This is a genomic window from Pseudarthrobacter chlorophenolicus (genome assembly GCF_000962805.1).
Classification (GTDB): Bacteria; Actinomycetota; Actinomycetes; order Actinomycetales; family Micrococcaceae; genus Arthrobacter; species Arthrobacter chlorophenolicus_A.
Map to the genome: position 1 here is coordinate 123,879 of NZ_JZTW01000008.1, position 12,603 is coordinate 136,481.

At 67.3% G+C, this 12,603-nt stretch carries 8 protein-coding genes; 6 read left to right on the forward strand and 2 right to left on the reverse strand.

Annotated elements, in window-relative coordinates:
- Positions 1 to 57 precede the first annotated feature (57 nt).
- Positions 58 to 2,994: an exo-alpha-sialidase gene (locus tag UC32_RS10265; RefSeq protein WP_152642598.1), complete on the reverse strand. Its 2,937-nt coding sequence runs from the start codon at positions 2,992 to 2,994 to the stop codon at positions 58 to 60.
- 176 nt (positions 2,995 to 3,170) lie between these two features.
- On the opposite strand from UC32_RS10265, the gene UC32_RS10270 reads away from it, so the two are divergent.
- Positions 3,171 to 4,901 carry a sialidase family protein gene (locus tag UC32_RS10270; protein WP_045731125.1) on the forward strand — a complete coding sequence of 577 codons (1,731 nt, stop codon included), beginning with the start codon at positions 3,171 to 3,173 and terminating at the stop codon, positions 4,899 to 4,901.
- On the opposite strand, the gene UC32_RS10275 is transcribed toward UC32_RS10270, so the two are convergent.
- A complete protein-coding gene (locus UC32_RS10275) occupies positions 4,885 to 5,781 on the reverse strand; it encodes a DUF4862 family protein (protein WP_045731126.1) in 897 nt (298 codons plus the stop codon). The genes UC32_RS10270 and UC32_RS10275 overlap by 17 nt on opposite strands.
- Positions 5,782 to 5,934: 153 nt before the next feature.
- Between UC32_RS10275 and UC32_RS10280 the strand changes: the two genes are divergently transcribed.
- From UC32_RS10280 to UC32_RS10300, 5 genes are read left to right on the forward strand one after another with little or no spacing between them, the layout of a single operon-like run.
- Positions 5,935 to 7,575, forward strand: a complete 1,641-nt coding sequence (locus tag UC32_RS10280) for an ABC transporter substrate-binding protein (RefSeq protein WP_045731127.1) — start codon at positions 5,935 to 5,937, stop codon at positions 7,573 to 7,575.
- 21 nt (positions 7,576 to 7,596) lie between these two features.
- Complete coding sequence (locus UC32_RS10285) at positions 7,597 to 8,553, forward strand: ABC transporter permease (protein ID WP_152642599.1); 957 nt, start codon at positions 7,597 to 7,599, stop codon at positions 8,551 to 8,553.
- Positions 8,554 to 8,556: 3 nt separating this feature from the next.
- Positions 8,557 to 10,695, forward strand: coding sequence for a dipeptide/oligopeptide/nickel ABC transporter permease/ATP-binding protein (locus UC32_RS10290; protein ID WP_045731128.1), 2,139 nt, complete (start codon positions 8,557 to 8,559; stop codon positions 10,693 to 10,695).
- Entirely contained in the window at positions 10,692 to 11,498 is an 807-nt protein-coding gene (locus tag UC32_RS10295) for an ATP-binding cassette domain-containing protein (protein WP_045731129.1), read from the forward strand. The genes UC32_RS10290 and UC32_RS10295 overlap by 4 nt, the downstream gene beginning before the upstream one ends.
- A gap of 47 nt (positions 11,499 to 11,545) precedes the next feature.
- Entirely contained in the window at positions 11,546 to 12,475 is a 930-nt protein-coding gene (locus UC32_RS10300; protein ID WP_045731130.1) for a dihydrodipicolinate synthase family protein, read from the forward strand.
- Positions 12,476 to 12,603: the final 128 nt, after the last annotated feature.

Here is a 12,603-nt window from a genome sequence, read left to right on the forward strand (position 1 = left end):
CAGCCCCGGCGGTTATCAACCGCCGGGGCTACTCTGCGGTCCTGATGGGGCCGCGGGCTAACCCTTCGGGGTCACCTGCAGCCGGTCGAACGAAACCTGCTTTCCGTCCTTGTCCAGGACCACCACATCATCGCGGCCGTTCTGGATCCCGGCGGGGAGGATGAACTCCACGGTGTTGGCGGTGGTGGGGAAGAGCCAGCCGATCCGTTGGCTGCGCTTGTTGAGGTAGACGTAGTACCACTGCCCGTAGTCGAGCCCTTCGAGGACCACCTTCTGGCCGTTCCGGTACCTGTCCAGCGTCTTCAGGTCGAACGGCGGCGTCTGGCCGTCGAAGTCCTGAACCGTCAGCGCGGGTTCGGACTCCGGCTGGGCGGGCTGGAGCTCAAGCTGGATTCCGCCGCCGCTCACGGAAGCGGTGGCACGCCTGGTGCCGTTGTCCCCGGTGGCGCTGAAACTTACTGCGTCCAGCTTCCCGGCGGTGATGTCCGCCGCCGTCAGCACGTAGTCCCGGGTGGCCGTCACTGTGCTGCCGGCCGCCAGGGAGGGTTCGCTGATGCCCGCGGCCGGTGCAGCCACCCCGGTCAGCGGAACGTTGCCTGCATTGCCCAGGGTGTACGTGTACGTCACGGTGTCGCCTGCGGAGGCGTACCGGTCGCCGTCTTTGTCGGTCCATTCAGCTGCGATGGTGCCGTCCAGGCTGGCGTCGCGCACCTTGAGGTCCACTTCTCCGCCGTTGACTGCGTAGGTCCGGGTGCTCTGGCCGGCGGCGCTGACGTCCCAGCTGGTTTCCGGGGAGAAGAAGCCCTGGGCTGCTTCATCCGCGGTGATAGTGTGCCGCGGCGTGGCGCAGGTGTAGGACTGGCCGGCGGGCAGGACGCTGTACCGGCAGTTGCCGGGACCGTCCGGCACGAACGGGCTGAAGTTCCCCGCTGCAGGCACCACCTTCTCCACGAGGGGGCTGGTGTTGGTGACATCGAACTTATAGGGGAAGGCCTCCCCCGCCGAGTAGGGCTGCGCGGCCAGGTCCCGGCCGGCGTCGTTACGGCTGCCTGTGATGGTGGCGGAAACCAGGCCGTCGCGCAGGGCCACTGCCGCTCCGGTGAACACCACCGTCTTGGTGAGTGACGGCGTCGCGCTGGCCGTGATGCCAAAGGTGGCCCGCGGCACGAAGTAGCCGCGGGCAATGTCCTCGGCCGTCACAGTGTGCCGGGCCGTGGTGCAGGTATAGCTGGCACCGGCGGCCAGGTTGTTGTACCGGCAGTTGGGGCTGCTTGGTGCCCCGGGGGCCGGCGGGAGGAAGCCGGCGTCGAACGTACCGGACAGCGGCACCGAGTTTGCGTTGACGTTGGCCGTGCTCTTGACATTGAACGTGTAGCTGACAACGTCGCCGGCCTTGTAGGGACTTGCGGCGACGTCACGGTCCGGCGCGGCTCCGGTGATGGTGAGGCCCACCTGGGGTGCCACGGGGACGGTGGCCGTGAAGGTGGCCTGCGAAACCCGGCCGTCCGCCGTCGTGAACGCTGCGTTGAGGTTCTGCGGACCGCTGGCGTTGGCCGGCGCGGTGAGGTCCACGGTCACGGTGGCGGAGGCGCCGGGTGCGACGTCGGGCACGGGCACCGTGGTGGCGGACCAGCCGCTCGGCGTGTAGACGGTGGCGGTGGCACCGGAAAGCGTGGCGGCTTCCTGGTTGGTGACCGTGACGGCCACCTGCTTGGTGGCACCGGGTGCGGTGGTGACGGCAGGCACCGACAGCGGTGCGCAGGCGTAGTTCAGCCACGCGTCGTCGAAGGCGGCGAACGGCATGTTGTCCGTGTAGTTGCCCTCGTACAGGACGCCGAACCGGCCCTCGTCCAGCCGGGTGACGGTGGAGTAGGCGGAGAAGCCGGGGCGGATGGTGCGCACTCCCGGCCAGGTGGCGCCGTCGTCGCAGGACACGCGGGCCGAGACGTTCTCTCGCCCCGTCTTGGAGTTGGCGTTGGTGAAAATCAGCTTCTTCGCATCGGCCGTGCCCTGCGCGGCGTTGGGAAACATCCGGGCGATGGCGCCGTTGTTGGCCGGGTCCGGCAGTTCGGTGTCCTGCGTGACCGGGCCGTAGGTGGCGCCGCCGTCGGTGGAGACGGCCACTTTGCGGTAGCCCTGGTTGGCATTGTCCCGGGAGTTGAGCAGCACGCGCCCGTCCGAGAGCTCCACGGTCTTGTTCTCGTCCATCCGGTCGCCCACGTTGGCGCCCTTTTTCCATGTGGCGCCGTGGTCGTCGGAGTAGACACTGTAGGCCTGGATCCTGTTGCTGCCGTCCGCTTGCCGGATGTCTCCGGCGTACTGCTGGATGAGGCGGCCCTTGTGCGGGCCGTATTTGAGCTGGATGCCTTCGCCGGAGGAAGCGAAGTTGGAGCGGACATCGCCGGCGGCCGGGCTGGTCTTGCTGGTGCCCGGCTTGGTGACGTCAGTGATGAGGCGCGGCTGGCTCCAAGTGAGGCCGCCGTCGGAGGACTCAATCACTGCGGAGGAGATGACGTTCCTGTCCGCGTCATCGTTGCCGAACTGGCTGCCGCCGAACCCTTGGTCCTTGGCGTACACAAAGAACGCGAAGACCTTCCCGGCCTCGGCGTCGTAAACGTAGGAAGGGTCGCTGTAACCGTATTTCGGGCCGGAGGCGTCGCCCACGTGCCCGGCGGCGATGACCTGCACGGGGCCCCAGGTCCGGCCGCCGTCGGTGCTGCGGCGCTGCACGATGGAGTTGGGGTTGGGGGCGTCGGCGGAGCTGCCCGGCCTGCCATCCCAGGCGGCGAGGACCACACCGTTGCCCAGGTAGGACAGGGCGGGGATCCGGTAGAAGAAGTTGCTGGCGGTCCGGTCCGCAGCCAGGTTGGTTTCCTGGAAGGAGCCGGGAGGCGCTGTGGGGCTGGTGGACGGGATGGGTGCCGCCTGTGCCGGCAGCCCTGATCCGGCGAGCAGGGCCACGGCGAGGGCCCCTATGCCCGCAGCCTGCCCCATCGATCTTTTCCTGGTTCTTTTGGTGGTAGTTCGCAAACCCATGTCCCTTTCTGGACGCCGCGCTGCGGCTCGAATGGAGGTAACAACGCCGCAGTGCCGAAGCTAAGTGTGATTCCTGCTACATACGACGTCCTACCACCTTAGGCAGCGAGGGACGGGAAAGCTAGACTCAACATGTGACGTCCTATCTCCTAGACTCTGACCCTTCTCCTTCGGCTGCAGAGGTTCCCGTCGCAGTCCCCGAAGCCGAGCACGTCCTCGCCGTCCGGGGCCGCGGGGGTTACCGCCAGTACCGGATTCCGGCGCTCGCGGTCACCGCACACGGCACAGTCCTGGCCGCCTACGACGGCAGGCCGAACCTCGATGACCTGCCCAGCCCCATCGATCTGCTGATACGGCGCAGCACCGATAGCGGGCAGACCTGGAGCGGACAGGAGGTAGTGCGGAGCGGCGCAGGCCTGGAGGGGTTCGGCGATCCGAGCCTGCTGGTAGACGCCGCAACAGGCCGCATCTTCCTCTTTCATGCGGCCGGAACCCGCGCAGGATTCTTCGAGTCAGCCACCGGCATGGCGCCGGATGACCCCGCCATCCAGCACACCGACCTCAGCTGGTCCGACGACGACGGCGTCACTTGGCAGCACCGGCGCCTCACCGCGGAACTGAAGGGCAGCTCCCCCGCCGGCCGGAACGTCACCGGCATCTTCGCCGCGGCCGGCCAGGGCATCCAGATCCATGCCGGACCCTTCACCGGCCGGCTGGTGCAGCAGTTCGTCCTCCTGTGCGGAGGCGACATCATGGCCGCCTCCGCCTATAGCGATGACCACGGCGACAGCTGGAAGCTCGGGGAATTCATCAGCGCCGGAACCCACGGCGCGGCGCCCAATGAGAACAAGGTGGTTGCCCTGGACGACGGCCGGCTGCTGCTCCACACCCGGGCTACCCCGCACCGGCTGGCCGCCACCTCCACCGACGGCAGCCACAGCTGGAGCCCGCTGGCACCCGTCGAGGACCTCCCCGATCCCAGCGACAACGGTTCGCTGGCCCGCTTCGACGGACTCCCGTCCGTCACGGATTATGCCGGCGCGGCGACTGACCGGTGGCTGCTGGCCACGAACAACCGGGACACCACGCTGCGCCGCAACACCGTCCTAAGCCTCTCGCCGGACAACGGCAGCACCTGGCCCGCCGGACTGGTGCTCTGCGCGGGAAGCTCGGCGTACTCCACGGCCACACGGCTGCCGGACGGGAACATCGGCGTCCTGTACGAACGCCAGGGCTACCGGGAAATCGTCTTCGCCGCCATTCCTTCCCGGCAGTTGACGGACCAGCTGGCAGCGCCTCCGCACAGCCGGCCCTCCAGCCTGGAACCGGCCGCCGGGTTCACCTTCGACATGGAACTGCGGTCCATCACACCGGGCCTCCCGGAGGTATGGCGGAACGCCGGCGAGTTCCACGTCATGACGGACGGCGGCGGCGACTGGGGCCCGGCTTCAAAGGAAATCGGGCAGGGCTACTCCGCCGGTCAGGCCCAGGTGCTGGGCACCCGCGAGGCACAGGACCTCAACTACGGCCCCATCATCCCCGGCTACAAGGCAGGCGACATCCTCGCGTTCACGGGCAGGGCACGGAACGACGGCGGCGCGACAGTTACAGGGGTCACGCTCGCCGGGCCGGGGGCAGAGGCTTTCCCGTCCCGCGACCTCCTGCCAGGGGAAGCGGCCCTGTACTTCACGCCGTCGTACACCCTGACGGCGGAGGACGTGGAGCAGGAAGCCGTAGACATCACCTTCACCGTGGAAGGAAGCACCGGGGAGACGGCGTGGCAAATGTCCAGGATCTTCCGGTTCACCACAGCCACAGGGGATGTCAGCGTGGAAGACGTTCCCCCGGTCAGCTCCCCTCGATAAGGTCGCACATCTGCCGCAGGCGGTCGACACGGTCCTGCGCCGTCAGCCCCTCCCGCGGCAGGCCAACCTTAAAGCCGATGAACGGCGCGGCGCCGGCAGCTGCCAGGCACCGCTGGATCTCGGCGCGGTTGAGCAGGGAGCTTGGCGGCGCACCATCCACCTCCACGGGCGGAAGGTGCGCGTCGATCCAGGGGTAGCCGAATTCCGTGGTGTCCGGTGAGCAGCCTGAGAACATGACGCCTGCCAGGACGCCCGCCTCCCGGGCCAGTGCGATGTGTTCGGCGGCAGTGTCCGGGTTGCGGGTTTCGATAACGGACCGGGCCCAGTTGACCACGACGCCTACCTGGCCAGCCGCCTGTTCCCGGAGTGGGCGGATCACATCCACCTCATCAGCAAATGCCAGGAAGCCCTTCTCAGGCGTGCCCCCGGGCCGTGGCGCATCGCAGTGTTCCACCAGCACCCGGGTGGTTGCCCAGTCCCACTCGAGAATTTCGCTCAGCGATGCCCCGAACATGGCCGCATTGGCGCCGGGATAAGGCGCTGAATGCAGTTCCACGGCTTCCACCTGCCGCCCGTCGTCCTTGAGGCTGAGCACGTAGGCATGGAGGCTGGCCACGAATTCGAGGGCTTCCTTCCGGCCGCCGGCGTCCGTGGAGGCCAGCCCGAACGCCGCCGATGCGTTTAGCCGCTGCATGGTGCCCGGTATTGAGGTCACGACGGCGGACCAATCCGCGGGTGCCCCTGCAGGCCAGGGGCTGCCGCCGTGCGGCCCGTACGGAAGTTCCAGTCCCCGTACGGCCGGGACGGTTGCGAGCCCGCGGTAGAACTCCTGTTGCGAAGCGGCGGGCTGGGCCGGATAGGCGCCGACGATGAGGGACATTTTCGAACTCCGTTGCGTGGAAGCGGTTTGTTTGCAGGGCGGTCCGGTGCACGTGAGCCGTCGCACTTGACGGGTGGCTGTGATCGCCCTTACAGTCATTCTACGAGCTAGGACATCCTACATCCGATAAACATCTTTTGAATGGTGAGGCACATGAACAACATCAAGAACCTGCCGCTGGTCAATGACGCCAGCCGCCGGAACTTCCTGAAGCTCGGCGGGGCCATGGGCCTGGCCGCAGCCTTCGCCACCTCCCTGTCCGCCTGCGGCGGCCCTGCCGCGACCACCACGGGCGCCACGGAGAACACCTCACCCGTGAACAAGGACCTCACCATTGAGGCTGGCATCTCCTACGCGCTGTCCACCGGGTTCGACCCCATCTCCTCCTCCGGTGCCACCCCCATGGCGGCCAACCTGCACGTGTTCGAGGGCCTCATCGAACTGCACCCGGCCACCCGCGAGCCGTACAACGCCCTGGCTGCCGCGGACCCCAAGAAGGTCAGCGACACCCAGTACCAGGTCACCATCCGGGACGGCGCCGTCTTCCACGACGGTACGCCGGTCACCGCCGAGGACGTGGTGTTCTCCTTCACCCGCGTGATGGACCCGGCCAACAAGTCGCTGTTCTCGCAGTTCATCCCGTTCATCCAGGAGGTCAAGGCCCTCGACGCCAAGACCGTGGAGTTCACGCTCAAGTACGCGTTCCCCGGCTTCGGCCCGCGCATCTCCGTAGTGAAGGTGGTGCCCAAGGCGCTGACCAACTTCCCGTTCGGTTCCGATCAGCTGAAGTCCTTCGACGCGAAGCCCGTAGGAACCGGCCCCTACAAGCTCATCTCCGCCGTCAAGGACGACAAGATCGTCTTCGAAGCCAACCAGGCCTACAACGGCCCCATGCCGGCACTGGCCAAGGGCATGACCTGGCTGTTGCTCTCCGATGCCGCCGCCCGCGTCACCGCCATGCAGTCAGGCCGCGTCCAGGCCATCGAGGACGTCCCCTACCTGGACATGGAGGGACTGAAGTCTGCAGCCACGGTTGAGTCCGTGCAGTCCTTCGGCCTGCTGTTCATGATGTTCAACTGCAACGCCGCACCCTTCAACAACAAGAAAGTCCGCCAAGCCCTCCACTACGGCCTGGACAAGGACTCCATCATCAAGAAGGCCCTGTTCGGCAACGCCAAGCCGGCCAGCTCCTACTTCCAGGAAGGCCACCCGGACTACGTCAAGGCCAAGAACGTCTATGGCTACGACGCCAAGAAGGCCGAGGACCTCCTCAAGGAAGCCGGCGTCACCAGCCTGGAGTTCGAGCTGCTCACTACGGACACCGCCTGGGTCAAGGACGTGGCACCGCTAATGCTCGAATCCTGGAACAAGATCCCGGGCGTCAAGGTCACCCTCAAGAACCTTCAGTCCGGTGCGCTGTACACGGACCGCGTGGCCAAGGGCGACTACAAGGTGGTTGCCGCACCGGGCGATCCCTCGGTGTTCGGCAACGACGCGGACCTGCTGCTGAGCTGGTTCTATGCCGGTGACACCTGGATGAAGAACCGCGCCTTCTGGGCCGACACCCCGGAACGTGCGCAGCTGGTTGACCTGATGTCCAAGGCCGGCCGCGCCGCCAAGGAAGATGCCAAGAAGCTGACCGGCGAGATCGTGGACCTGGTGTCAGAGGAAGTCCCGCTGTACCCGCTGTTCCACCGCCAGCTCCCCAGCGCCTGGGATTCCAAGAAACTCAGCGGCTTCAAACCCCTTCCCACCACCGGAGTGTCCTTCGTTGGTGTGGGCCGCACCGCCTAGCCCTACCCACCGGAGACTACATTGAGCACCATATTGCGACTGCTGGGCCGACGGCTCGCAGCCCTGCCGCTGATGGTCCTGGGCATCACCCTGCTGGTGTTCCTGGTCCTGCAGGCAGCGCCCGGAGACCAGGCAAGCAGCGCCCTGGGCGAAGGCGCCAGCGAGGAAGCCAAGGAACAGTACCGCCAGGCGAACGGCCTGAACGATCCGCTGCTGCTGCAGTATGTGCGGTTCCTGGGCAAGCTCCTGCAGCTCGACCTGGGCGTCACCACGCCGCCGGCCAAGTCTGTAGCGAGCATGATCGGCTCGGCGTTCCCCCTGACGCTGCAGCTGACCTTCCTGGGCGTCATCATCGCCATCGTGGTCTCCCTGGTCTTCGGCATCATCGGCGCCCTGTACCGGGACAAGTGGCAGGACCAGCTGGTCCGGGTCTTCTCCATCGCCGCGGTGGCAACGCCGTCGTTCTGGCTGGGCATCCTGCTGATCCAGTGGTTCGCCCTGGGTCCGGCAGCGATGTTTCCGTCCGGCGGCATTGCCACCCCGGAGTCCGGGTTTGGCGGCTGGCTCAACTCGATGGCGCTGCCCGCCCTGGCCTTGGGCATCCCGGTCTCAGCGTCCCTCATCCGGGTGGTCCGCACCTCCATGGTGGAGGAACTGGACCGGGACTATGTCCGCACGGCCATCGGCAACGGCGTCCCCTACCGCGAAGTGGTCTCCAAGAACGTGCTCCGCAACGCACTCGTCACTCCGGTGACCGTGCTGGGACTCCGGATCGGCTACCTGCTGGGTGGCGCCGTCGTGATTGAGATGATCTTTGCCCTGCCCGGCATGGGCCAGCTGATCCTCAACGGCATCACCAACCTGGACGTGAACCTGGTCCAGGGCGTGGTGCTCACCATCTCCGTCACTTTCGTCCTGGTGAACATCGCCGTGGACCTGCTCTACCTGCTCATCAACCCCCGAATCAGGACCGTGTGACCCATGCGCAGCAAACTCGCTGAACGTCTGAGCGCCCCCGGCCTCCGCTTCAAGGCGCTGCCCTGGGGCTCCCGGCTGGCCCTCGCCTTCCTGGTGGTGATTGCCTTCGCCGCCGTCTTCGCCCCGGTCCTGGCACCCCACGATCCGCTGGAAACCTTCATGCCGGCCACTCCCCCGGGCGCCGAGCACTTCTTCGGCACCGACCGGCTGGGCCGGGACATCTTCTCCCGCCTCCTGTACGGCTCGCAGTCCTCCCTGATGATCGGCCTCGGCGCGGTGGGCCTGGCAGTGCTGGTGGGTGCCCTCCTGGGTTCGCTGGCCGCCACGTCCAGCAAGGCCGTCAACGAACTGCTCATGCGGATCATGGACATCCTGATGGCCTTCCCCGGCATCGCCCTGGCCGCGGTGCTGCTGGCGGCGTTCGGCAACTCGGTGCCCACCATCATCGTTGCCATCGCCATCATCTACACCCCGCAGCTGGCCCGGGTGGTCCGCGCCAACGTGCTCTCGCAGTACGGCGAGGACTACGTCCGTGCCGAGCGGGTCATCGGCGCCGGCCGGTTCTACATCCTGGCCAAGCACATCGTCCGCAACACCGCCGCCCCCGTGCTGGTGTTCGCCACAGTGATGGTGGCGGACGCCATCATCCTGGAGGCGTCACTGTCCTTCCTGGGCGCCGGCGTCCAGGACCCCGCGCCGTCGTGGGGCAACGTGATCTCCTACGGCCGCAACCTCGTTTTGTCCGGCGGCTGGTGGGCCACCACCTTCGCCGGCCTCACCATCCTCCTCACCGTCCTGGCGCTGAACATCCTCGCTGAGGGACTCACCGACGCCATGGTCAACCCCCGGCTGCGGCGCGCGCCGGCGGTGAAGGACGACGACGGTGCTGCCGCTTCAGTGGCCGGCGCCGCCGTCACCGGCTCCGCGGTGGACACGGAAGTGGCCACCTCGGTTGCCCAGCCGTCGATCGTGGAACAGCACGAGCTCGACGCCGTCCTGCCGGCTTCCGGAACAACCCCCACCGAGGGCCGGCAGGACACCTCAGCGGTACTCACCGATGTCCGCACCGCCGCGGCCAACCCGCACGCCCTGCTGGACCGCGAGCTGGAACTGCTCGCCGCCGTCGAAGCCACCCGCACGGACCGCCTCCCCCAGGTCCCCGCGGACGCCCGCACGGTACTGGAAGTGAAGAACCTGTCCATCCGCTTCCCCGGACGGTTTGGCGAGACGGCCATCGTGGACAACGTCTCCTTCACGGTCCGCGAAGGCGAAACCATGGGCCTGGTGGGCGAATCCGGCTGCGGCAAGTCCATCACGTCGCTGGCCATCATGGGCCTGCTGCCCAAGACCGCCAGGATCACCGGCTCCATCCGCTTCGACGGCAAGGAACTCCTCGACCCTGACACCAGCCACAGCAACGCCAAGGCCTACCAGGGCCTGCGGGGCGAGCAGATAGCCATGGTTTACCAGGACGCCCTCAGCTCGCTGAACCCGTCCATGAAGATCAAGGACCAGATGCTGCAGCTGACCCGGCGCGGGGGCCGCAAGACCCCGGCCGAGCTGCTGGAAATGGTGAAACTGGACCCGGTCCGCACCCTGGCCAGCTACCCGCACGAGCTGTCCGGCGGGCAGCGGCAGCGCGTGCTGATCGCCATGGCGCTGTCCCGCTCGCCCAAGATCGTGGTGGCGGATGAGCCCACCACGGCCCTGGACGTCACCGTGCAGAAACAGGTGGTGGACCTGCTGAATGAACTGCGCGAGCAGCTGGGCTTCGCCATGGTGTTCGTCAGCCACGACCTCGCCCTGGTGGCGTCGCTGGCGCACCGCATCACGGTGATGTACGCCGGCCAGGTGGTGGAATCCGCCCAGGCCTCCGAACTGCTGCAGAACCCGAAGCACGAATACACCCGCGGTCTCCTCGGCGCCGTGCTTTCCATCGAGGCCGACGCTGCCCGCCTGCACCAGATCCCCGGCACGGTCCCCTCCCCCAGCGACTTCGCCCCCGGGGACCGGTTCGCACCGCGGTCCCTCCGCAGCGACGCCGACCCCAACCAGCGGCTGGTCCTCACCGCCGTGGCTTCGGCGCACGGCGGGGATTCGGACCACTTCTGGGCCAGCCACCGCAAGGAGGACGCCAAGTGAGCGCATCCACCGGACAGCCCGTCATCGAGCTCAAGGACGTCAAGGTCCACCACCGCTCCCGCACCGGGGGCCTCTTCCGCCCGAACATCGTCAAGGCCGTCAACGGCGTGGACTTCAGCATCAGCCGCGGCGAAACCGTGGGCATCGTGGGCGAATCCGGCTGCGGCAAGTCCACCCTCGCCTCGGTGCTGGTGGGCCTGCAGGCGCCCACCTCCGGGCAGGTCCTGTTCCACGGCAAACCCGCCATCAAGCGGAACGCCGCCATGCGCAAGGAGTTCGGCCGGTCCGTCTCCGTGGTGTTCCAGGACCCCGCGACCGCCCTGAACCCGCGCATGACCATTCAGGACATCCTCACGGATCCGCTGCAGGTGCACGGCATCGGCAACGCCGCCAGCCGCGCGGCCAAGGTCAAGGAACTCCTCGCGCTGGTCGGCCTGCCCGCCTCCGCGGCTGAAGTGACGCCGTCGCAGGTGTCCGGCGGCCAGCGGCAGCGTGTTGCCATCGCCCGGGCCCTCGCGCTGGACCCGGACATTATCGTGGCGGACGAACCGACGTCGGCCCTGGACGTCTCGGTCCGGGCGCAGGTCCTGAACCTGCTCTCCGACCTCAAGGCCCGGCTAAACCTGGGCATGGTGTTCATCTCCCACGACATCCAGACTGTCCGCTACGTCTCCGACCGCATCTGCGTCATGTACTTCGGCGAGATCGTGGAGGAAGGCCCGGCGGCGCAGGTGTTCGACACCCCCAGTAACGACTACACCAAGAAGCTCTTGGGCGCGGCCCCCAGCCTGCTGCACGCCTGACCCGCTCATCCCCCCTTTTTATCCAACCCAGTTATCGGAGTATTCCTTTGCCTTCCCAGTTCTCCGGCGTCATCCCGCCGGTCGTCACCCCCCGCCACGCAGACGGCAGCATCGACACCGCCTCCCTGCAGAACCTCACCCGCCACCTGCTCGACGGCGGCGTGTCCGGGCTGTTCGTCCTGGGCTCCTCCGCCGAGGTGCCGTACATGACCAACAGTGAGCGAGACCTTGTGGTCAGCACCATCGCCGAGGCCAACGCCGCAGCTGGCGACCGCGCCGTCCCGCTGATCGTCGGCGCCAACGAACAGACCACCAACCGGGTGATCGAGGAGGCCAAGCGCGTGATCGACCTCGGCGCCGACGCCATCGTGGTCACCTCGATGTACTACGCCATCGGTAACGCGGAGGAGACCGAGACCCACTTCCGCAGCATCCACGCCGCCGTCAGCAAGCCGATCTTCGCCTACGACGTGCCCGTCCGCACTCACTTCAAGCTCCCCACAGACCTGCTGGTCCGGCTGGGCCGCGAAGGTGTCATCGCCGGCGTGAAGGACTCCTCCGGGGACGACGTCTCCTTCCGCCAGCTCCTGCTCGCGGCACGGGAGATCGACAACTTCGACATTTTCACCGGCCACGAAGTAGTGGTGGACGGCGCCCTCCTGGGCGGCGCCCAGGGTGTGGTTCCGGGCCTGGGCAACGTGGACCCGCGCGGCTACCGCAACCTGGTGGATGCCGCCGGGGCCGGCGACTGGGCCAAGGCCGCGGCCGAGCAGGACCGCCTGGCCGACCTGTTCGAGATTGTCTACACCCCCAACGGCCGCGTCTCCGGCGGTGCGGCGGGCCTGGGTGCGTTCAAGACCGCGCTGCAGGTCATGGGCGTCATCGAGTCCAACACGATGAGCGCACCCATGCCGGCCCTGAACGAGGACGAAACCAAAGCCATCCGCGGCATCCTCGAACGCAACGGCCTGGTCTAGTTGCTGCGGGTGGTGGCGACATTTTCCGGCTGCTGCGCTCGTTCCTCACGCAGCAACGCAGCCTACGAAAATGCCACCACCACCCGCCTACTTGGCCGTCCGGTGATCGAGCCTGTCGAGATCCCCTG

What these genes read in the sequence shown, in the direction of transcription:
- UC32_RS10280 (WP_045731127.1), top strand. Translation starts at nt 5,935, where the DNA reads ATGAACAACATCAAGAACCTGCCGCTGGTCAATGACGCCAGCCGCCGG.
- UC32_RS10290 (WP_045731128.1), top strand. Translation starts at nt 8,557, where the DNA reads ATGCGCAGCAAACTCGCTGAACGTCTGAGCGCCCCCGGCCTCCGCTTC.
- UC32_RS10275 (WP_045731126.1), bottom strand. Translation starts at nt 5,781, where the DNA reads ATGTCCCTCATCGTCGGCGCCTATCCGGCCCAGCCCGCCGCTTCGCAA.
- UC32_RS10265 (WP_152642598.1), bottom strand. Translation starts at nt 2,994, where the DNA reads ATGGGGCAGGCTGCGGGCATAGGGGCCCTCGCCGTGGCCCTGCTCGCC.